Origin of the sequence: Azoarcus olearius (assembly GCF_001682385.1) — a bacterium.
Classification (GTDB): Bacteria; Pseudomonadota; Gammaproteobacteria; order Burkholderiales; family Rhodocyclaceae; genus Azoarcus; species Azoarcus olearius.
This window is the reverse complement of sequence record NZ_CP016210.1, coordinates 875,906-896,314: the sequence shown is the minus strand read 5'-3', so window position 1 is coordinate 896,314 and position 20,409 is coordinate 875,906. Positions and strand designations below refer to the sequence as shown.

Sequence of the window (20,409 nt, the reverse complement as noted above, 5' to 3'; positions counted from 1 at the left end):
TCCCTGTGGCACACAGAAGCGGCGGCGTCGCGCTGCTCGGCCTGCTTCTGCTCGCGGCGGTGGTTGGGGCCGCGCTGTTCGTTGCCGGTACCGATCTTGAAGGGAAGATACGGGCGCGCCACACCGCGGCCAGCCTCGAGACGCTCGCCTCCGCCCGCGCAGCCCTCGCCGGCTATGCGCTCAGCTATCCGGAGCGCCATCCCGACCAGGGATACGGCTATTTACCCTGCCCGGACAGCGGCAACGATGGCGCACCCGCCGGCGCCTGCGGCAGCCGCGGCCTCGCGGCCTTCGGGCGCTTCCCGTATCGCACGCTGGGTCTTGCAGACGTGCGCGATGGCGACGGCGAGTGCCTGTGGTATGCGGTGGCGGCCAGCGGCAAGAACAACCCCAAGGCGCAGGTATTCGACTGGGACTCGCCGGGCGACTTCGAACTGCGCTCGCTCGGCGGGCACGTCCTGGCGGGGTCCGACGCCCCTTCTGCGCGCGCGCTCGCGGTGGTCTTCGCCCCTGGCCGCGCACTGCAGGGACAGCAACGTCCGCCCAGCGCCGCCCGCTGCAGCGGCGGCGCACGGGCCGCGGATGACATCGCGCACTACCTCGAGGGCGGCTATGTCCCGACCGCGACCGGGCCGCTCAGCGTGCATCAGGGCGAGGCCGGCAACACGTCCAACAACGACCTGATTGCCTGGCTGACCACCGACGACATTTTCGACGCGCTGCGGCGGCGGCCCGAATTCGCCGCCTACCTCAACGGCTTTCTCGACACTGCCGCCGCAGCCCTCGTCACCGCGTCGCTGCAGCCAGCGTTCGTCGACCGTCACGCCGTGCCTGTCGCCGGCCCGCTGGCGCAGGGACCGCTTCCCGACGCAGCAGCACTCGGCCTTGCCTTGACGGCCGCCGCGCGGCACGACAACTGGCGCGAACAGGCGCGCTTCGTGGTCTGCACCGATGGCAGCGCCTGCCTCACGGCCTCACTGGCCGAGAGCGCGGCCGCGCCGGCACCGGTGGGGCTCGGGCAATGCCGGGTTGCCGTGTTGTTTGCCGGCGAACGCATCCGCAGCGGCAACGGCGCCCAACGACGCGGCACAGCGGCCGAACGCGAGGATTACGCCAACTGGTTCGAAGGGCCGAATCCGCAGCTGCTGTCGGGTGGTGGCGGCCAACTCGCGGGCTATCGCCACTTCGCGGTCGCCGACCCGCGCCGCCCCGCCCACGAAGACGTCGTCCGTTGCCTGCCATGAATCGCGCGCCCCAACCCCGGCACCGGCGCGCACGCGGTTTCACGCTGGCCGAACTCGCCATCGTGCTGGTCGTGATCGGCCTGCTCACCGGTGGCATGCTCGGCCCGCTCGCCAGCCGGCTCGAAGCCCGCCAGCGCCAGGAAACGTCGGAACGCCTGCGCGACATCGAGCAGGCGCTCTACGGTTTCGCCATCCTGCATGGCCGCCTGCCCTGCCCCAGCACCGAACCTGACCCCGGCAGCGCGGGTTATGGACGCGAGAACGCACCACCGTGCGACGACAGCGTCGAAGGCATGCTGCCGTGGCGCACCCTTGGCCTGGGGCCGGTTGACGCGTGGGGCACGCCGCGCAGCAGCCCCACGGCGCCCTGGCCGGGTCACTGGCGCTATCGGGTGGATCCCGCCTTCGCCGCCGCCGGCGGCATCAGCGCCGCCACGGTACCCCTCTCCAATCTCCAGCTCTACGACCACGACAACCGGCCGATCACGGTCGAAAGCGAATCGCGCGCGGTCGCCATCGTGTACTCCACCGGCAACAACCTGCGGGCCGACGGGCTCAACGCGAGCTACTCGGCCACCCATCCGCGCTATCAGGCGGGCGAGGCCACTGCCTCGTTCGACGACCTGTTGATCTGGATCGGCCATCCGCTGCTGATTGCGCGGCTCGCCCAGGCCGGCCGGCTCTGACCCCGCTTTCCTTCAACCACTGCACAACACGACCATGCACTCACGACAACACGGCTTCACCCTCGTCGAAATCGCCATCGTCCTCGTCATCATCGGCCTGCTGCTCGGCGGGGTGCTCAAGGGGCAGGAGATTCTCAACAATGCCAAGGTCAAGAATCTCACCCAGGACTTCCGCGGCATCCCGATGCTGCTGCACGGCTACCGCGACAAATACCGCGCCACGCCGGGCGACGACGCCAACGCACGCCGTCACATCTGCCCCGCAGCGGCCGGTGAATGCACGACGAACGGCAACGGTGACGGGCTCATCGGCGGCAACTGGAATGACACCGCAGCGTCCGAGTCCTTCCTGTTCTGGCAGCACGTGCGGATGGCCAATCTTGCGGCGGGCGCCACCGACACCGCGGATCCGGGCTATGCGCCGCGTAATGCGGAAGGCGGCCGCCTCGGCATCCAGAGCAGCGGCGACGCCGCGCCGCTCGGCGTACCCGGCAGCTACGCACTGTGTTCGGCCGCAGTGCCCGGCCGCTTCGTGCGCCAGATCGACCTTGCGGTGGATGACGGCGAACCGGCGACCGGCACCCTGCGCGCCGGTACCCAGGGGGCGGGCGGATTGACCGCGCTGGCCGCCGACACGCCGGTGGACGATGCCGCGACCTACGTGCTCTGCCTCGGATTCTGAGCGCGCATCAACCCTTCAGCACGCGCTCCTCGGCCTGCTCCAGCCCCTGCGGCAGGCCGAGCAGCACCAGCACGTCGCCGGCGACGATGCGGGTTTCGGGGCCGGGCGACAGGCCCCGGATGCCGCGGCGGCGTACCGCGGAGACCCCCACGCCAAACTCTTCCAGCGCGAGTTCGCCTATCGTCCGCCCGACCGCAGGCGCCGCGTCGGGCACCGTCACCGAATGCAGGCGCGCCTGGCTGTTCTCCGCCACTTCGCCGATGTCGGTGGCGCCATGGAAGAAGCCGCGCATCAACGCGTAGCGCTGGTTGCGGATGTCGCGGATGCGCTTGACCACGCGGCTGAGCGGTACGCCGATCAGCGCCAGCGCATGCGAGGCCAGCATGATGCTGCCTTCGAAGGCCTCCGGCACCACTTCCGCCGCGCCGCCCAGCGACAGCTTTTCCATGTCGGCCTCGTCCACCGCCCGCACCACGATGGGCAGGCCGGGGCGCAGCGCATGCGCGTGGTGCATCACCCGCAGCGCAGCCTCGACCTCGGCAAACGAAATCACCAACGCACTGGCGCGCATGATCCCGGCCGCCATCAGCGTCTCGCGCCGCGCCGCGTCCCCATAAACCACGGTGTCGCCGGCCGCGCCGGCCTCGCGCACCCGTTCCGGGTCCAGGTCCAGCGCGACGTAGCTCAGGTTCTCCTGCTCGAGGAAGCGCGCCATGTACTGGCCGCTGCGGCCGTAACCGCACACGATGATGTGCTTGTCGGTATTGAGCGACTGGGCCGCGACCCGCGTCAGCTCCATCGACCGCAGCAGCCATTCGGAAGCGACGAAGCGCATCACGAGCTTGTCGCTGACCTGCACGATCAGCGGCGCCACCAGCATCGACAGCACCAGCGCCGCCACCGTGACCTGCACCAGCCCCGCCGGCATCAGCCGCAGCCCCACGATTTCGGACAGCAGCACGAAGCCGAACTCCCCGCCGGCGCACAACCACAGGCCCGAGCGCATGGCGGTCCCCGGTGGCGAGCGGAACGCGCGCGAAGCGGCGAACACGATCAGGAACTTGGCGGCCAGCAAGGCCACCACCAGGCCGATGACGGCCGGCAGGTGCCACACGATCGTCTCGACGTCGAGGAACATCCCGACGGTGACGAAGAACAGCCCGAGCAGCACGTCGCGGAACGGTTTGATGTCCTCCTCGACCTGGTAGCGATACTCGGTTTCGGAAATCAGCATGCCGGCGAGGAAGGCACCCAGCGCCAGCGACAGGCCCACCAGTTCCGACAGCCAGGCCAGGCCCAGCGTAATGAACAGCACGTTGAGCATGAACAGCTCGCCGGATCGGCGCCGTGCCACCAGCGTGAACCACCACCGCATCAGCCGGGGGCCGAACACCAGCACCAGCGCCAGCAGCACCACCGCCTTGATCCCGGCCAGCCCGAGCGTGACGGCGAGTTCCTCGGCAGGGCGCGACAGGGCCGGCAGCAGAATCAGCAGCGGCACCACCGCGAGATCCTGGAACAGCAGCACGCCGATGATCTCCCGCCCGTGCCGGCTGTCGAGTTCGAGCCGGTCAGCCAGGAGCTTCGACAGGATCGCGGTGGAGGACATCGCGATGGTGCCGCCCAGCGCGAACGCTGCCGCCCACCCCAGTCCGCCCAGCCTGCCAAGCACCAGCGTCAGCGCGATGCTGCCGACTACCTGGGCGGCGCCCAGCCCGAACACGATGTTCTTCATCGCCAGCAACCGCGGCAACGAGAATTCGAGCCCGATCGAGAACATCAGGAAGACGACGCCGAACTCGGCGAGATGGCGGGCGCCCGCGGAGTCGGGCACCAGGTTGAAGGCGTGCGGCCCCACCATCGCGCCGACCAGCAGGTAGCCGAGCACGGGCGGGAGATTGACGCTGCGCAGCACGGCCACCAGCACGACGGCCGCGGCCAGCAGCAACAGGACGAGATCTAGGGTGTTCAACATCGGGCGGGCGGGCCTTGTCCGGAGCGTGCCGGGTGGGCCGCCCATTTGTTATACAATCGCGGGCCGATCATTCGCCGCCGCACTGCAGCACGCTTTGCCGCGGAGACAGCGCAGCGCCGGACGTGGCCGCGCCGGTGACCGGTGCTCTACCCGAACGGCGTCTGCCGCGTTTTTCCACCAGTGTAACCGCTTCGCCAGCATGGACCCAATCGCGCCGGGCACTGCGCCCACTCACCGTGCCGCCGAACTCGCCCGCCACGTGCTGCGCGTCGAAGCTGCGGCCGTCGCCGCGCTCGCCGAGCGTGTGGGCGACGACTTTGAACGTGCCGTCGAGCTGATCCTCGCCCGTAGCGGTCGCGTCATCGTGACCGGCATCGGCAAGTCGGGCCACATTGCCCGCAAGCTCGCTGCCACGCTCGCCAGCACCGGAACCCCCGCCTATTTCGTGCACGCGGCCGAGGCTGCGCATGGCGACCTCGGCATGATCACCCCGGAGGACGTGGTGATCGCGCTGTCGAATTCCGGGGCAAGCGAAGAACTGCTGATGATCGTGCCGCTCGTGAAGCGCCAGGGCGCGCGTCTGATCGCGCTCACGGGGCGGCCCGATTCGCCGCTCGCGCGCGAGGCGGACGTGCATCTGGACGGGGCGGTCAGCGAAGAGGCCTGTCCGCTCAATCTCGCCCCGACCGCGAGCACCACTGCGGCGCTCGCGCTCGGCGACGCGCTCGCCGTGGCCCTGCTCGACGCCCGTGGCTTCGGTCCGGACGACTTTGCCCGCTCGCACCCGGGCGGCTCGCTGGGCCGCCGCCTTCTCACCCACGTCAGGGACGTCATGCGGCCCGCACCGGAAGTCCCGGTGGTGGGGCGCGAGGCCGCGCTCGCCGAAGCGCTGCTGGCGATGACGCGGGGGGGCATGGGGATGACGGTCGTCGCCGATCCCGACGGCCGCCCGCTCGGCATCTTCACCGACGGCGACCTGCGCCGCGCGCTCGAGAAAGGCATCGACGTGCGCGCCGCACGGATCGCGGACCTCATGACCCCGCAGCCGCGCCACATCTCGCCTGATGCCCTCGCGGCGGAGGCGGCCGAAGTGATGGAACGCCAGCGCATCAGCCAGTTGCTGGTGCTCGATGCCGCGGGCAAGCTGGCCGGCGCACTCACCACCCACGACCTGATGCTCGCGAAGGTAATCTGATGGCCCAGCCGGAATCCGCCGCAAAAATCCGCCTGATGGGGTTCGATGTCGACGGTGTCCTCACCGACGGCAGCCTGTACTTCACCCCCAACGGCGAAGAGATCAAGGTCTTTTCCAGCCTCGACGGACACGGCATCAAGATGCTGCAGCAGGCCGGCATCGAGGTTGCGATCATCAGCGGGCGAAGCTCCAGGGCGCTCGCACTGCGCGCAGCCAACCTGGGCATCGGCGAACTGCACATGGGCGTCGAAGACAAACGCGCCTGTCTGGACGACCTTCTCGCGCGCCGCGGCATCGCGCGGGCGGAAGCCGGCTACATGGGCGACGACGTGGTCGATCTTCCCATCCTGCGCGCCTGCGGCTTTTCCGCCACGCCGGCCGACGGCCATCCGTTCGTCCGCGAACACGTCGATTTCGTTGCCAGCCGCGACGGCGGCCGCGGCGCCGTGCGCGAGGTGTGCGACTTCCTGCTGGCGAGCCGCGGCGTGCTCGACGCGATGCACGCCGCCTACCTCGACTGAGCGCCGACGATGCAGGCCGCCTACCGGCTCTATCCCGTGATTGCCCTCGCTCTGCTGGCGGGCGCCTCCGTATGGCTGGAGCGGGTGTCCCGTAACGACACCCCCGCTGCCGCGCCGGCGCAGCAGACGGGGCCGGACTTCATTGCCGAACAGACGCGCCTGATCGGCTTCGGCAAGGATGGCAACATCCGCTACGAACTGGTCAGCGAACGCAGCGCGCATTTTCCCCAGGGCGACATCACCCGCATCGCACTGCCGCGGCTGGTGATGTTCTCCGAGGGACGTGCGACCCGGGTCACCGCCGCGCAGGGCGAGGTCAGCCCCGGCGGCGAACGCGTCGATCTTTCCGGCGCGGTGCGCGTGCGTCGGGGCGGCGACGGCAACGGGAGCGAGCTGGCCCTCGACAGCGAAACCCTCAGCGTCTGGCCAGACGATCATCGCGCCGAAAGCCAGTCCCCGGTTTCGCTGGTCCATGGCCGCAATACTGCGCAGGCCCAGGGCATGCGCGCAGACAACCTGTTCGGCACGCTGGAACTGATCGGCCAAGCCCGCGTCCGCCTGCCCCGTCGTCAAGAGAATCCGTCATGAAGCTCCTCAACCGCGCCCTTCTGGCCCCGGCCGCCCTGACCCTTGCACTGGCCGCTGCGCCGGCCCTTGCCGAGCGCGCCGACCGCGACCAGCCGGTCAACATCGAAGCCAACAAGGTCACGGTGGACGACCGCAACAAGGTCCACATCTTCGAAGGCGACGTCGTCCTGACCCAGGGCACGCTGGTCATCAAGGGCGACAAGCTGGTGGTCACGCAGGACGCCGGCGGTTTCCAGAATGGCGTTGCCACCGCCTCCAACCCGCGCCTGGCCACCTTCCGCCAGAAGCGCGAAGGCAGCAACGAATACGTCTACGGCGAAGCCGAGCGGATCGAGTACAGCAGCCGCACCGAGAAAGCCAAGCTCTTCGTGCGCGCCAAGGTCACCAGCGGCGGCGACGAAGTGCGCGGCCACTTCATCGAGTACGACTCGATGAGCGAGAACTACCTCGTCACCAATGCTCCCGGCGCCGCGCCGGCCGCCACCAGCGGCGGCGACGGCCGGGTGCGCGCGGTGATCCAGCCCAAGAGTGACAACAAAGCGGGCGGCGCCGAAAGCGCCAAGCCCTGAAAACCACGCACTGCCCAGGAGATAGCATGAGCTTCGAGAACATCCTCACCGAGACCCGCGGCCGCGTCGGGCTCATCACCCTCAACCGGCCGAAGGCGCTCAACGCGCTCAATGACGCCCTGGTGGACGAAGTCGGCCAGGCGCTGGACGCCTTCGAGGCCGACGAGAACATCGGCGCAATCGTCATCACCGGTTCGGAGAAGGCCTTCGCCGCGGGCGCCGACATCGGCGCCATGGCGACCTTCTCGTACATGGACGCCTACAAGGGCGACTACATCACCCGCAACTGGGAACGCGTGAAGACCTGCCGCAAGCCGGTGATCGCCGCGGTGGCCGGTTTCGCCCTCGGCGGCGGCTGCGAACTGGCGATGATGTGCGACATCATCATTGCCGCCGACACCGCGAAGTTCGGACAACCCGAAGTCAAGCTCGGCATCCTGCCGGGTGCCGGCGGAACCCAGCGCCTCCCGCGCGCAGTGGGCAAGGCCAAGGCGATGGACATGTGCCTGACCGCCCGCTTCATGGACGCCACCGAAGCGGAACGCGCCGGCCTGGTGTCTCGCGTCGTCCCGGCGGACACGCTCGTCGATGAGGCGCTCTCGGCGGCTGAAGCCATCGCCAGCTACTCGCTGCCGGTCGTCATGATGATCAAGGAATCGGTCAACCGGGCATTCGAAAGCAGCCTCAACGAAGGCCTGCTGTTCGAGCGCCGCGTGTTCCACGCCGCCTTCGCGCTCAACGACCAGAAAGAAGGCATGGCGGCCTTCGTCGCCAAGCGCAAAGCCAACTTCAGTCACGACTGAGCGGCCGCCCACAGCCCGTCTCCCGCGGCGGGGCGCTCGCCCCGCCCGCCTCCCCGCTGTTGCCCACTCCGGGCACTTCCGACTGCGGAAACTCCCTGCAAATCAGTGCTGTAACTCGGTTGTCGTCAGCGCGCCGTAAGATAGGTCGCAAATAATTCGGTCCCAATTGTGCAGCGCACTAAATTGGGGTTGACAGCAGGGTCTCCGGCCTTATAATCGGCCCCAATGTTGCGTTGCAACATCACACATCGGGCACCACGCTGCGATGTAAATGACGTCCTACCAAGGAGATCATCATGACTGCTACCCCTGAGCAAATCACCGCCGCCGCCAAGGCCAACATCGAAACGCTGCTGACCCTGGCCAACTCCGCTTTCTCCAACGTCGAGCGCCTCGCCGCGCTGAACCTGAACACCGCCCGTTCGGTGCTGGAAGACGGCGTTGCCAACACCAAGGCGCTGCTCGCCGCCAAGGACGTGCAGGAGTTCGTCAGCCTGCAGACCTCGCTGGCCCAGCCGCTGATCGAAAAGGCCGTTGCGTACAACCGCAGCGTCTATGAAATCGCTTCGCAAAGCCAGGAAGAGCTGTCCAAGCTGTTCGAAGGCCAGGTCGCCGAGCTGAACAAGAGCCTCGCCGCCGCCCTCGACAAGGCCGCCAAGTCCGCCCCGGCCGGCTCCGACGTCGCCGTCGCCGCCGTGAAGTCGGCGATTGCTGCCGCCAACAGCGCCTACGACAGCGTCAGCAAGGCTGCCAAGCAGGTCGCCGAAATCGCCGAAGCCAATGTGGCCGCCGCGACCAACGCCACCGTGAAGGCCGTCACCACCACCAGCAAGGCCGCCTCCAAGAAGGTTGCCTAAGCTCGGCTGACGCCGCATCCGGCTCCGCCGGACGAAAAAAAGCCCCGCTCATGCGGGGCTTTTTTTGTTTGATAGCGGAGCGCCGATTCAGCCGGCATCCACTTCGGGCAGCAGCGTCGGCGCGTCACCGGTGTAGTGATGCGGGAACAGGCGGCGCATCTCGCCCTCCACCCATTCTTCGGCACGGCGGTTGATCTCTTCCGCCTTGACGCCCTTGACCTCGATCGCCGGGCCGATGCTGACCGTGATCTCGCCCGGATGCTTGAGGAAGGCATTGCGGCGCCAGAACTCGCCGGCGTTGTGCGCCACCGGAACCACCGGCACGCCGGCCCGTTTGGCCAGCCAGGCGCCCCCGACCTTGTAGCGCCGCGCCGTGCCCGGGGCCACCCGCGTGCCTTCCGGGAACACCACCACCCAGAAGCCTTCCTTCAGGCGCGCCCGGCCCTGCTCCACCACCTGCGCCAGCGCGTCCTTGCCGGCGGCACGGTCGATTGCAATGCCGGGAATCGCCGCCAGGCCCCAGCCGAAGAACGGCACCTTCAGCAGCTCGCGCTTCAGCACGAAGCACAGCGGCGGAAAGATCACCTGCAGCGCCATGGTCTCCCATGCCGACTGGTGCTTGGACAGGATCACGGCCGGCCCCGCCGGGATGTTCTCGGCACCGACCACGCGGTAGCGGATGCCGAGCAGGTGGCGCACGAACCACATCACCAGCGGTGCCCACGAGGTGATGACGCGGTGGCGCAGATGCGGGGAGAACGGGAACATCAGCATCCCGAGAATGGCGTACGGCGGGGTGACCACCGCGAGCACGATGGCGAACAACAGGGAACGCAGCAGAATCACGTTGAGATCGAGGTCCTTCAGGCGGTGAGGTCGGCGACCACGGAGGCGAGGTCGGGGTAGATGAGGGCGTTGTCGGGCAGCGCGGGATCCTCGCGGGTCTTGAGTCCCTTGCCGGTCAGCACGAGATAGGGCTGACAGCCGACCGCGGCGCCGGCCTGCAGGTCGCGCAGGCTGTCGCCCACACAGGGCACCCCTGCCAGGTCGGCGTTGAAGCGCGCGGCGATCTGCAGGAACAGGCCCGGCTTGGGCTTGCGGCATTCACAGGTGGAGTCCGCCGCGTGCGGACAGAAGAAGATCGCGTCGAGCCGCCCGCCGACCTGCGCGAGGCTCTTCACCATCTTTTCATTGATCGCGTTCAGCGTATCCATGCCGAACAGGCCACGGCCGACGCCCGACTGGTTGGACGCCACCACGACGCGCCAACCCCATTGGTTGAGCTTGGCGATCGCCTCGAGCGAGCCGGGAATCGGCTTCCACTCTTCCGGCGACTTGATGAACTGGTCGGAGTCGTAGTTGATGACGCCGTCACGGTCGAGAATGATGAGCTTCACAGGGGCTCCGGACGGGAAGGCCGGCCCGGCGGTCGCCGGGCCGTGGCGGTCAGGCCGACAGGCGGGAAATGTCGGCGACCTGGTTCATCAGGCCGGCCAGTTGCGCCAGCAGCGCGAGGCGGTTCTGCCGCGTCAGCGGCTCCTCGGCCATCACCATGACACCGTCGAAGAAGGCGTCGACCTCGGCCCGCACGCCGGCGAGCACGCACAGCGCGTCGGTGTAGTCCTCGTTGGCGACGTGGGACTTCACCAGCGGCGCGATCTCGATCACGCGGTGGAACAGCGCCTTCTCGGCGTCCTCCTGCAGCAGCGCGACATCGGGCTCACCCGGCGCGCCTTCGGCCTTCTTCAGGATGTTCACGATGCGCTTGTTGGCCGCAGCCAGCGCCTCGGCTTCGGACAGTGCGCGGAAGGCCTCGACCGCGGCGAGCTTGGCGGGCACCAGGTCGATGCGGGTGGGCGCCAGCGCGAGCACCGCGTCGATCGCGGCGACTTCGCCGCCGCTCTCGCGGAGCAGGTTCTTCAGGCGTTCGCGCATGAAGTCGAGCAGCTGTGCCTGGAATCCGTCGGCGGTGAGCAGGCCCGGCTTGAAGCCGGCAGCGGCGTCGGCCACCAGTGCGGCCAGATCCAGCGGCAGCGGCGCTTCCATCAGGATGCGCAGCACGCCGAGCGCGGCGCGGCGCAGCGCGAACGGGTCCTTGTCACCGGTCGGCACCATGCCGATGCCGAAGAAGCCGACCAGGGCGTCCAGCTTGTCGGCCAGCGCCACCGCGGCGGCGACATTGCCCGCCGGCAGCGCATCGCCGGCGAAGCGTGGCTGGTAGTGGGCCTGCACCGCGTCCGCAACCACCGCGCCTTCGCCATCGTGCAGCGCGTAATAGCGGCCCATGATGCCCTGCAGCTCGGGGAACTCGCCCACCATCTCGGAGACGAGGTCGGCCTTGGCCAGACGCGCGGCGCGCCTGGCCGCCGCTTCGTCCGAACGCAGGCGCGCGGCGATCTTGCCGGCGAGCGCTTCGAGGCGTTCGACGCGTTCGAGCACGCTGCCGAGCTTGTTGTGATAGACCACGTTGGCCAGCCGCGGCAGGCGCGAATCGAGCTTGTGCTTCTTGTCGGTCTCGAAGAAGAAGCGCGCGTCGGACAGGCGCGGGCGCACCACGCGGGCGTTGCCGGTGACGATGTTCACCGGGTCTTCCATGCGCATGTTCGAGACGATCAGGAAGCGGTTCTGCAGCTTGCCGGCGGCATCGAACAGCGGGAAGTACTTCTGGTTGGCGCGCATCGTCAGGATCAGGCATTCCTGCGGGACGGCGAGGAATTCGGCCTCGAACTCGCCGACATACACCGTCGGGTGCTCGACCAGCGCGGTGACTTCGTCGAGCAGGTCGGTGTAGTCGTCGAGCTGGGCGCCCAGGCGGGCAGCTTCCGCGAGCAGCTGGCGCTCGATGTCGGCGCGACGCTCGGCGAAGTCCGGCACCACCTTGCCTTCGGCAAGCAGCGTGGGCTCGTAGGCGTCGGCGGTGGCGATGTCGATCTCGCCGCGGCTCATGAAACGGTGGCCGCGGGTGCTGCGGCCGGCATCGAGGTCGAGCACGCGGCCCGGCACCACCTCGGCGCCGTGCAGCATCACCAGCTTGTGCACCGGACGCACGAAGGTGGCATCGCCATCGCCCCAGCGCATCACCTTGGGAATGGGCAGTGCCTTGACCGCATCATGCACGATGGCGGCAAGCACCTCGGCGAGCCTGGCGCCCGGCACCACGGCAGTGTGGAACAGCGCCTCGGCCTTGCCGTCCATGCGGCGCTCGAAGGCAGGGACCGCACTCGCGGGGATGCCCTTAGCTTCCATCTTCTTCAGCAGCGCCGGCGTCGGCTTGCCGTCGGCGTCGAGGGCGACCGCGACCGGCATCAGCTTTTCGGTGACTTCCTTCGCGGCCGCTTCGGCGGCGACGCCCGCCATGGTGATGGCGATGCGGCGCGGGCTGGCGAACCAGCGGAAGGCGCCGTCGGCGGCGGCGAGGCCGCGCGCCTTGAGGCCCTCGGCGATCTTGGTGGCGAAGGTTTCGCCCAGCCGCGGCAGCGCCTTGGGCGGCAGTTCCTCGGTGAGCAGTTCGACGAGCAGGGTGTTGGCCGTCATTGCGCGGCCTCCTTGTTCTGTTGCGGCAGCATCGGGAAGCCGAGCGCCTCGCGGGATTCGAAATACGCCTGCGCGACCGCGCGCGACAGGTTGCGGATGCGGCCGATGTAGGCGGCGCGCTCGGTCACCGAGATGGCGCCGCGGGCATCCAGCATGTTGAAGTTGTGCGCCGCCTTCAGCACCATCTCATAGGCGGGCAGCGCCAGGCCGGCGTCCATCAGGCGCTTCGCCTCGGACTCGTAGTTGTTGAACAGCGAGAACAGGAAATCGACGTTGGAGTGCTCGAAGTTGTACTTCGACTGCTCGACTTCGTTCTGGTGATAGACGTCGCCGTAGGTCACCTTCGAACCATCGGGATACACCGCCCAGGTGAGGTCGTAGACGTTCTCGACGCCCTGCAGATACATCGCCAGGCGTTCCAGGCCGTAGGTGATCTCGCCCAGCACCGGCTTGCAGTCGAGGCCGCCGACCTGCTGGAAGTAGGTGAACTGCGTCACTTCCATGCCGTCCAGCCACACTTCCCAACCCAGACCCCAGGCGCCGAGCGTGGGGTTTTCCCAGTCGTCCTCGACGAAGCGGATGTCGTGCGCGTTGGGGTCGATGCCGAGCGCGCGCAGGCTGTCGAGGTAGAGTTCCTGAATGTTGAGCGGCGACGGCTTCAACACCACCTGGTACTGGTAGTAGTGCTGCAGGCGGTTGGGGTTCTCGCCGTAGCGGCCGTCCTTGGGCCGGCGCGAAGGCTGCACGTAGGCAGCATTCCAGGGTTCCGGGCCGATCGCGCGCAGGAAGGTGGCGGTGTGCGAGGTACCGGCGCCGACTTCGAGATCGTAGGGTTGCAGCAGCACGCAGCCGCGCTCGCCCCAGAACTGCTGGAGCGTCAGGATGACTTGCTGGAAGGTGGGTTTGGCGTGGGCAGGCGACATGGTCTCGGGGCCTCGCGGCCGCGCAGCGAACACAAAGACCGGGATTTTACTGGGATTCCCCCACCGGCGGCGAAGTTTGACCCATGCCGCGCGCAAGAAGCGCGCGCGCCATGGCCCGCCCGTCGCTCACCCGCGCCCGAACAGCGCGAGAAAGCGGTTCTTGAAGCTATCGACGTAGGTGAACACCACCGGCACCACCAACAGGCTGAGCACCGTCGAAGTGATCAGGCCGCCGATCACCGCGATCGCCATCGGCGAGCGGAAGCTGGTGTCCGCCGCCCCGGCGCCGATCGCGATCGGCATCATCCCCGCGCCCATCGCGATGGTGGTCATCACGATCGGCCGCGCGCGCTTGCGGCAGGCGTCCAGCAGCGCTTCGCTGCGGCTCATGCCGTGGTCGCGGCGCGCCACGATGGCGTACTCCACCAGCAGGATGGAGTTCTTGGTGGCGATGCCCATCAGCATGATCAGCCCGATCAGCGAGGGCATCGAAAAGCTCTTCTGCGCGATCAGCAGGCCGACGAAGGCCCCTCCGAGCGACAACGGCAGCGCCATCAGGATGGTCACCGGATGCAGCAGATCCTTGAACAGCAGCACCAGCACGATGTAGATGCAGAGCACGCCGGTGAGCATCGCCAGCCCGAAGCTGGCGAACAGCTCGCCCATCACCTCTGCGTCCCCGACCGGCACCACGCGGATGCCCGGCGGCAGGTTCTTCACCGACGGCAGTTCGGCGACCGCGGCGGTTACGTCGCCCAGCGGCAGGCCGGAGAGTTCGATCTCGAAATTGATGTTGCGCGAACGGTCGTAGCGGTCGATGACCGCCGGACCGCCGGCGACCTCGAGCGTCGCCACCTGGCGCAGCATCACCGGGCCTTCCGCGCCGGGCACCGCGAGCCGCTCCAGCAGCGCCAGATCCTGCCGCGCGGACTCGTCCAGGCGTACCAGGATGGGCACCTGGCGCTGCGACAGGTTGAGCTTGGCGAGCGACATGTCGTAATCGCCGAGCGTGGCCACGCGCAGGGTTTCGCCAATGGCGCTGCTGGTGACGCCGAGATCGGCAGCGCGTGCAAAGTCCGGCCGCACCGCGATCTCCGGCCGGATCAGGCTCGCGGTCGACGCCACGCTGCCGAGACCGGGAATCGTGCGCAGGTCGCGCTCCACCGCCAGCGCGGTGGACTGCAGCGCGCGCGGATCCTCGCCAGTGAGGACCAGCACGTATTTTTCGCCCGAGCCGCCGAGGCCCACCTTGCTGCGCACCCCTGGCAGGGGTTCGAGCGCGGCGCGGATGCGGTTCTCGATGTCCTGCTTGCGCGGGCGCTCGCCGCGCGGCGAGAGCTGTACCGTAAGGGTGGCCTTGCGCACCTCGCCCTCCCCCTTGGGCGCGAACGGATCGCCGCCGGCGCTGCCCGCGCCGATGGTGGTGTAGACGCTCACCACGTGATCGACCCGGGTGAGCGCGAGCCGCGCTTCCTCCGCGACCGCGCGCGTGGTGGCCAGCGTCGCGCCGGGCGGCAGCTCCAGGTACACCTGGGTCTGGGAGTTGTCGTCGGGCGGAATGAAGCCGGTGGGCAGCAGCGGCACCAGCATCAGCGATCCGATGAAGAACGCGGCCGCGGCCAGCATTGTCAGCGCGCGGTGGCGCAGGCAGCGCTCGGCCCAGCGCTCATACCACGCCAGCCAGCGCGGCTCGCGATGCGTCCCCACCACGGGCTTCAGGATGTAGGCCGCCATCATGGGCGTGAGCACGCGCGCCACGACCAGCGACGCGAACACCGCCAGCGCCGCGGTCCAGCCGAACTGCTTGAAGAACTTGCCCGCCACGCCGCTCATGAAAGCAGTGGGCAGGAACACCGCGATCAGCGTGAAGGTGGTCGCGATCACCGCGAGGCCGATCTCGTCCGCCGCCTCCATCGCCGCCTCGTATGGGGTCTTGCCCATGCGCAGGTGGCGCACGATGTTCTCGACTTCGACGATCGCGTCGTCGACCAGGATGCCCACCACCAGCGACAGGGCCAGCAAGGTGATCACGTTGACCGAGAAGCCAAGCAGATACATGCCGATGAAGGCCGGGATGACCGACAGCGGCAGCGCGACCGCTGACACGAAGGTGGCGCGCCAGTCGCGCAGGAACAGCCACACCACCAGCACCGCCAGCAGCGCCCCCTCGTACAGCAGCTGCAGCGAACCGTCGTACTCCTCCTGCACCGGCGCGACGAAGTTGAAGGCCTCGGTGATCTCGATGTCGGGATGGGCCGCCCGCAGCTCGTCCAGCGCGCCCTGCACCGCCGCGCCGACCTCGACCTCGCTCTCGCCGCGGCTGCGCGCCACTTCGAAGCCGACCACCGGCTGCCCATTCAGCAGCGCTGCCGAGCGCGGCTCGGCGAAGGTGTCGGTGATGCTTGCCACCTGCGACAGACGGATCGACCGCCCATCGCTCAGCGCAAGCTCCAGATCCGCGAGTTCGGCGGCGGACGCGACCGTCGCCAGCGTGCGCACGGGCTGCTCGCCACCGCCCAGATCGGCGCGGCCCCCGGCGCTTTCCGTCTGCACCTGGCGCAGCTGGCGCGAGATGTCGGCCGCGGTGGCCCCCAGGGCTTGCAGGCGCAGCGGATCGAGCGTGACCCGCAGTTCGCGCGTGACCCCGCCGACGCGGGTCACGGCGCCGACACCGCGTACCGCGAGCAGGCGCCGCGACACGGTGTCGTCCACGAACCAGGACAGCGCCTCGTCGTCCATGCGTGCCGAACGGATGGTGAACGCCAGCACCGGCTGGCCGGCCAGATCGACCTTGTTCACGATGGGGTCGCGCAGGTCGCCCGGCAGATCGGCCTTGACCCGCGCGACCGCCGAGCGCACGTCGTCCACCGCTTCCTGCACCGGCTTCTCGAGGCGGAATTCCACCGTGATGACGACGCTGCCGTCCTGCACCTTGGTGTAGATGTGCTTGAGCCCCTGCAGCGTGGCGATTGCGTTCTCGATCTTGCGCGCCACGTCGTTCTCGAGCTGCGAGGGGGTCGCGCCCGGCAGCGAAGCGGTGACGGTGACCGTGGGCAGATCGATGTCCGGGAAGTTCTGCACCTTCATGCCGGCAAACGACAGCAGCCCGGCGAAGCTGAGCAACACGAACAGCATCACCGCGGGGATCGGGTTGCGGATCGACCAGGCGGATACGTTCATCGGGCGCTCCTCAGCGCGGGTCGGCCGGGGCTTCCGCCACCCGCACCAGATCGCCTTCGTTGAGGAAGCCGGCGCCCGCGACCACCACGCGCGCGTCGGCCGGCAAGCCGTCGACCACCTCCACCCGGTCGCCGACGCGGCGCCCCGTCTGGATCTTGATCTGGCTGACGCGGTCGTCCTCGCCCACGCGGAACACGTAGCTGAAGGCCTCGCGCACCACCACCGCCTGCTGCGGCAGCGTAAGGCCGGTGGACGCGCCCAGTTCGAACTCGCCGCGGGCGAACATGCCCGCGCGCGGCCCCGCACCCGCTTGCGCCGATTCGGCGGCAGCAAGATCGACATAGGCCAGCCCGGAGCGCGTGCGCGGATCGACGGTGGGCGCGAGCATGCGGACCTTGCCGCCCGCCTCGCTGCCGTCCGGCAGCGTCAGGCGCACCGGCGTTCCTACCCGGACCCGCGCCATTTCGGCCGCCGTCAGCTCGGCCCGCCATTCCAGCCGCCCCTGCCGGATCATCCGGAACAGCTCCGCCCCCGTCCCTACCACTGCCCCGACCGTGGCGCTGCGCGACGAGATCACGCCGTGGTCGGGCGCAACCACACGGGCGTGCGCCAGCCGGACCTCCTGGGCCGCGAGCGTGGCGCGGGCCGCGGCGATACGCGCCTGGGTGGTGCGCTCGGCGGTGAGGTACTGCACCACCTGCTGTTCGCTCATCGCCCCGCCGCTGCGCAGGTTGCGCGCACGTTCGGCATTGGCCTGCGCTTCCGCCGCGGCAGCCTCGGCCTCCAGCAGCGCCGCGCGCGCCTGGGCAACGTCGGCGCGCAGCGTGTCTTCGTCGAAGCGGGCCAGCAGTTGACCGGCGCGGACACGGTCACCCACATTCACCAACACCTCGAGCAGGCGCTGATCGCCGACGCCGGCGCCGATGCTGGCCTCCTGCCAGGCGGCAATGTCGCCATTGGCGGCGATGCGCAAGGGCAACGGGCGGCTTTCAGGCGTGGTGGTGGTCACCGTCAGGGCCGGTCGCGGCGCCGCAGGCGGGCGCTCCGCGACCGCATCGCCGGCAGGCGGGCGCAGCACGGCAATGGCAAGGACCAGGGTCGCGGCAAGCGCCGCGAGCACCAGGGCGCGTCGGGAAATAGGCTTCTTCATGAGCGTGTGGTCAGCCGGCGCGGAGCGAGTGGCCGCGACTTCCGGCCACGCACCGAGTTACTGGAATTGGGGCGTCGCGAAGCCTACCACTTCCGCGGAACGAATGACGAATGCCTGCGAGGCGTCACCGTCCCACGCTTCGCGCGAGCGGGCGCACGCGCAGCGCGGCGCCGGCAATGCCGAGCACCAGTGCCAGTGCCGCGAACGCAAGCGCGGCGCCGTCTCCCCAGCGCGCGTAGGGGGTCAGGCCGCTGTAGCCGCGCACTTCGGCATGCAACACGCCCTGCTCGAAGGCCGGCAGCACCGCGCTGACCATTCCGTCCGGCTGGACCACCGCGGTCATGCCGGTGTTGGTCGCGCGCAGCATCGGCCGCCCGCTCTCCAGCGCCCGCACCCGGGCGATCTGCAGATGCTGGGGCTGGGCCAGCGAGTCGCCATACCAGGCAAGATTGGACAGGTTGAGCAGCAGCGTGGCCTCCGGCAGGCTGCGCACGATCTCCGCGCCGAAGAGATCCTCGTAACAGATGTTCAGCGCCACGCGGTGCTCGCCGAACACCATCGGCGCCTGGTGCTCCGGGCCGCGCGTCTGATCCGACATCGGGATGTTGACCAAGCGGTAGAACCAGCCGAAGAGCGGCGGCGAGTATTCACCGAAGGGCACCAGATGGCGCTTGGCGTAGAACTGGCCCGGCTGTTCGCCAAAACTGAGCGCGGCGTTGTAGATGCGCTGCCCGGCATCGCGGCTGAACACCCCCAGCACCAGGCTGCCGCCGTTCGCGCGTACGTAGTCGCCGAGCAGTTCGAGATAGCCATTCGGCAACTGCTCGGCCAGTGCCGGCAGCGTGGTTTCGGGCAGCACCACCAGTTGGGCGGAGGCATCGCGCACCAGTCGCGCATTGGTCTGCAACACCGCGGCGAAGTGCTCGGGGCGCCATTTGAGGTGCTGCTCCACGTTGGTCTGGACGAGCGCCACCGACAGCGGAGCGTCTTCCGGCGCGGTCCACTGCACGCGCCCCAGCAGAGCACCCGCGATCCACGGGATCGCCGCCACAGCCAGGGCCGGGCGCCACGTTGCCCGATCCCGTCCGCCCCGCGCCGCCAGCGCGAGTGCCGCCGCCATCCACGCCATCACGCCGCCGACGCCATACACGCCGACAACCGGCATCAAGCCGGCGAGCGGGCTTGGCGGCGTCTGCGAATAGCCCACGGCCAGCCACGGGAAACCGGTGAACAGCACGCCTCGCAGCCATTCCCCGCCCACCCACAGCCCGGCGAAGAGCAACCCCGAAAGCGCCACGCTACCGGACGGTGCCGTGCGGCGCAGGCGCACGAACGCCGCCGCGACCAGGGCCGGATAGAGCGCGAGGAAGGCGCAGAACAGCGCCACTGCCAGCACCGCCAGCGGCGGCGGCATGCCGCCGAAGCGTGCGAGCGCAACGTAAAGCCAGGAAACCCCGCTGCCGAAGGCCCCCAGCCCCCAGCCGAACCCGAGCAGGAAGCCCGCGCGCGCGCGCGCCTCCCCGGCCAGCAGGAACACCAGCCCGGCCAGGCTCACGAGGGCGAGCGGAAACAGTTCGAACGGCGCCAGCGCGGGCGTAAGCGTCGCGCCCGCCAGCGCGGCCAGCACCAGGCGCCGCATCAGTTCGCCGTCACGTCGGAAACCTGCGGCAGACGCTCGACCAGCAAGGTGTGGATGCGACGGCTGTCGGCGCGCAGGACCTGCACCCGCAGCCCGTCGACGTCGATCACCTCGCCGCGCACCGGCAGGCGCCCGAGCCGCCGCAGGATCAGGCCGCCGATGGTATCGACGTCCTCCTCATGGCAGCGGGTGCCGAAGGCCGCATTGAAGTCCTCGATCTCGGTGCTCGCCTGCACCCGGTAGCGGCCCTTGTGATCCAGCCGGATGCGCGCGCCGATCTCGTCGAAGTCGTACTCGTCCTCGATGTCACCGACGATCTGTTCGAGCACGTCTTCGATGGTGATCAGGCCGGATACGCCGCCGTACTCATCGACGACGATGGCCATGTGATTGTGGCTGACGCGGAATTCGCGCAGCAGCACGTTGAGGCGCTTGGACTCCGGCACGAACACGGCCGGCCGCAGCATTTCGCGCAGGTTGAATTCACGCCCGGCGAAGTAGCGCAACAGGTCCTTGGCCAGCAGGATGCCGACCACGTCGTCCTTGCTTTCACCCACCGCCGGAAAGCGCGAATGCGCGGTATCGATGACGAACTCGGCGATGCGCTCCATGGGGTCGGCGAGGCGGATGACATCCATGCGCGAGCGCGACACCATCACGTCGCGGACCTGGAGTTCGGAAACCTGCAACGCGCCCTCGATGATCGAGAAGGCGTCGGCATCGAGCAGGCCGCGCTCGAGCGCGGCGTGCAGCAGGACCAGCAACTCGTCGCGGTCTTCCGGCTCTCGCGAGAGCATGGAAGACAGCCGTTCGAGCAGGGTCGGTTTACTAGGGACACTATCCATGTAGGGTGCGGTAGACAA

18 protein-coding genes are annotated in these 20,409 nt (G+C 68.9%); 9 read left to right on the top strand and 9 right to left on the bottom strand.

Features of this window, described 5'->3' with window-relative positions; all coding sequences use genetic code 11:
- The first annotated feature begins 5 nt into the window (after nt 1-5).
- Genes dqs_RS04270 through dqs_RS04260 form a run of 3 tightly spaced genes read left to right on the top strand, consistent with a single transcriptional unit; the run spans nt 6 to nt 2,612 of the window.
- Entirely contained in the window at nt 6-1,244 is a 1,239-nt protein-coding gene (locus dqs_RS04270) for a hypothetical protein (RefSeq protein WP_011764532.1), read from the top strand.
- Nucleotides 1,241-1,930 (top strand): type II secretion system protein, encoded by a 690-nt coding sequence (locus tag dqs_RS04265; RefSeq protein ID WP_084018216.1) that lies wholly within the window; start codon nt 1,241-1,243, stop codon nt 1,928-1,930. Before dqs_RS04270 ends, dqs_RS04265 begins: the two co-directional genes overlap by 4 nt.
- 34 nt (nt 1,931-1,964) lie before the next feature.
- A complete protein-coding gene (locus tag dqs_RS04260) occupies nt 1,965-2,612 on the top strand; it encodes a prepilin-type N-terminal cleavage/methylation domain-containing protein (RefSeq protein WP_011764530.1) in 648 nt (215 codons plus the stop codon).
- A 7-nt stretch (nt 2,613-2,619) separates the two neighbouring features.
- Here dqs_RS04260 and dqs_RS04255 read toward each other — a convergent pair whose 3' ends face one another.
- Nucleotides 2,620-4,587, bottom strand: coding sequence for a monovalent cation:proton antiporter family protein (locus dqs_RS04255; RefSeq protein WP_011764529.1), 1,968 nt, complete (start codon nt 4,585-4,587; stop codon nt 2,620-2,622).
- Between the two features lie 199 nt (nt 4,588-4,786).
- On the opposite strand from dqs_RS04255, the gene dqs_RS04250 reads away from it, so the two are divergent.
- The 6 genes from dqs_RS04250 to dqs_RS04225 all read left to right on the top strand — a co-directional run bounded on the left by dqs_RS04250 (nt 4,787) and on the right by dqs_RS04225 (nt 9,120).
- Nucleotides 4,787-5,782, top strand: a complete 996-nt coding sequence (locus dqs_RS04250) for a KpsF/GutQ family sugar-phosphate isomerase (protein ID WP_065339755.1) — start codon at nt 4,787-4,789, stop codon at nt 5,780-5,782.
- Nucleotides 5,782-6,303: a KdsC family phosphatase gene (locus tag dqs_RS04245; RefSeq protein WP_011764527.1), complete on the top strand. Its 522-nt coding sequence runs from the start codon at nt 5,782-5,784 to the stop codon at nt 6,301-6,303. Before dqs_RS04250 ends, dqs_RS04245 begins: the two co-directional genes overlap by 1 nt.
- A 9-nt stretch (nt 6,304-6,312) precedes the next feature.
- Entirely contained in the window at nt 6,313-6,891 is a 579-nt protein-coding gene (lptC, locus tag dqs_RS04240; protein WP_065339754.1) for an LPS export ABC transporter periplasmic protein LptC, read from the top strand.
- Entirely contained in the window at nt 6,888-7,460 is a 573-nt protein-coding gene (lptA, locus tag dqs_RS04235) for a lipopolysaccharide transport periplasmic protein LptA (RefSeq protein ID WP_011764525.1), read from the top strand. Before lptC ends, lptA begins: the two co-directional genes overlap by 4 nt.
- A 26-nt stretch (nt 7,461-7,486) precedes the next feature.
- Entirely contained in the window at nt 7,487-8,263 is a 777-nt protein-coding gene (locus dqs_RS04230) for an enoyl-CoA hydratase (protein WP_011764524.1), read from the top strand.
- Nucleotides 8,264-8,559: 296 nt separating this feature from the next.
- Entirely contained in the window at nt 8,560-9,120 is a 561-nt protein-coding gene (locus dqs_RS04225; protein WP_011764523.1) for a phasin family protein, read from the top strand.
- An 87-nt stretch (nt 9,121-9,207) separates the two neighbouring features.
- Here the strand turns inward: dqs_RS04225 and dqs_RS04220 are convergent, their stop codons facing one another.
- From dqs_RS04220 to dqs_RS04185, 8 genes are all read right to left on the bottom strand, one after another.
- Nucleotides 9,208-9,966, bottom strand: a complete 759-nt coding sequence (locus dqs_RS04220) for a lysophospholipid acyltransferase family protein (RefSeq protein ID WP_011764522.1) — start codon at nt 9,964-9,966, stop codon at nt 9,208-9,210.
- Between the two features lie 17 nt (nt 9,967-9,983).
- Nucleotides 9,984-10,517 carry a D-glycero-beta-D-manno-heptose 1,7-bisphosphate 7-phosphatase gene (gmhB, locus tag dqs_RS04215; RefSeq protein WP_011764521.1) on the bottom strand — a complete coding sequence of 178 codons (534 nt, stop codon included), beginning with the start codon at nt 10,515-10,517 and terminating at the stop codon, nt 9,984-9,986.
- 49 nt (nt 10,518-10,566) lie between these two features.
- Entirely contained in the window at nt 10,567-12,654 is a 2,088-nt protein-coding gene (gene glyS / locus dqs_RS04210; protein ID WP_065339753.1) for a glycine--tRNA ligase subunit beta, read from the bottom strand.
- A complete protein-coding gene (gene glyQ / locus dqs_RS04205) occupies nt 12,651-13,577 on the bottom strand; it encodes a glycine--tRNA ligase subunit alpha (RefSeq protein ID WP_011764519.1) in 927 nt (308 codons plus the stop codon). The genes glyS and glyQ overlap by 4 nt, the downstream gene beginning before the upstream one ends.
- A gap of 126 nt (nt 13,578-13,703) precedes the next feature.
- On the bottom strand, nt 13,704-16,757 hold the full coding sequence (locus dqs_RS04200; protein ID WP_065339752.1) for an efflux RND transporter permease subunit: 3,054 nt from the start codon (nt 16,755-16,757) through the stop codon (nt 13,704-13,706).
- 10 nt (nt 16,758-16,767) lie between these two features.
- Nucleotides 16,768-17,907 (bottom strand): efflux RND transporter periplasmic adaptor subunit, encoded by a 1,140-nt coding sequence (locus dqs_RS04195; RefSeq protein ID WP_065339751.1) that lies wholly within the window; start codon nt 17,905-17,907, stop codon nt 16,768-16,770.
- 124 nt (nt 17,908-18,031) lie between these two features.
- Nucleotides 18,032-19,546 (bottom strand): apolipoprotein N-acyltransferase, encoded by a 1,515-nt coding sequence (lnt, locus tag dqs_RS04190; RefSeq protein ID WP_065339750.1) that lies wholly within the window; start codon nt 19,544-19,546, stop codon nt 18,032-18,034.
- Nucleotides 19,546-20,391, bottom strand: coding sequence for an HlyC/CorC family transporter (locus tag dqs_RS04185; protein WP_011764515.1), 846 nt, complete (start codon nt 20,389-20,391; stop codon nt 19,546-19,548). The genes lnt and dqs_RS04185 overlap by 1 nt, the downstream gene beginning before the upstream one ends.
- Nucleotides 20,392-20,409: the final 18 nt, after the last annotated feature.

Coding starts and splice junctions, on each gene's coding strand:
- lnt (WP_065339750.1), bottom strand. CDS start 19,546: ATGCGGCGCCTGGTGCTGGCCGCGCTGGCGGGCGCGACGCTTACGCCC.
- lptA (WP_011764525.1), top strand. CDS start 6,888: ATGAAGCTCCTCAACCGCGCCCTTCTGGCCCCGGCCGCCCTGACCCTT.
- glyQ (WP_011764519.1), bottom strand. CDS start 13,577: ATGTCGCCTGCCCACGCCAAACCCACCTTCCAGCAAGTCATCCTGACG.
- dqs_RS04230 (WP_011764524.1), top strand. CDS start 7,487: ATGAGCTTCGAGAACATCCTCACCGAGACCCGCGGCCGCGTCGGGCTC.
- dqs_RS04185 (WP_011764515.1), bottom strand. CDS start 20,391: ATGGATAGTGTCCCTAGTAAACCGACCCTGCTCGAACGGCTGTCTTCC.
- dqs_RS04265 (WP_084018216.1), top strand. CDS start 1,241: ATGAATCGCGCGCCCCAACCCCGGCACCGGCGCGCACGCGGTTTCACG.
- dqs_RS04255 (WP_011764529.1), bottom strand. CDS start 4,587: ATGTTGAACACCCTAGATCTCGTCCTGTTGCTGCTGGCCGCGGCCGTC.
- dqs_RS04250 (WP_065339755.1), top strand. CDS start 4,787: ATGGACCCAATCGCGCCGGGCACTGCGCCCACTCACCGTGCCGCCGAA.
- dqs_RS04200 (WP_065339752.1), bottom strand. CDS start 16,757: ATGAACGTATCCGCCTGGTCGATCCGCAACCCGATCCCCGCGGTGATG.
- dqs_RS04225 (WP_011764523.1), top strand. CDS start 8,560: ATGACTGCTACCCCTGAGCAAATCACCGCCGCCGCCAAGGCCAACATC.
- lptC (WP_065339754.1), top strand. CDS start 6,313: ATGCAGGCCGCCTACCGGCTCTATCCCGTGATTGCCCTCGCTCTGCTG.
- dqs_RS04195 (WP_065339751.1), bottom strand. CDS start 17,907: ATGAAGAAGCCTATTTCCCGACGCGCCCTGGTGCTCGCGGCGCTTGCC.
- dqs_RS04260 (WP_011764530.1), top strand. CDS start 1,965: ATGCACTCACGACAACACGGCTTCACCCTCGTCGAAATCGCCATCGTC.
- glyS (WP_065339753.1), bottom strand. CDS start 12,654: ATGACGGCCAACACCCTGCTCGTCGAACTGCTCACCGAGGAACTGCCG.
- dqs_RS04245 (WP_011764527.1), top strand. CDS start 5,782: ATGGCCCAGCCGGAATCCGCCGCAAAAATCCGCCTGATGGGGTTCGAT.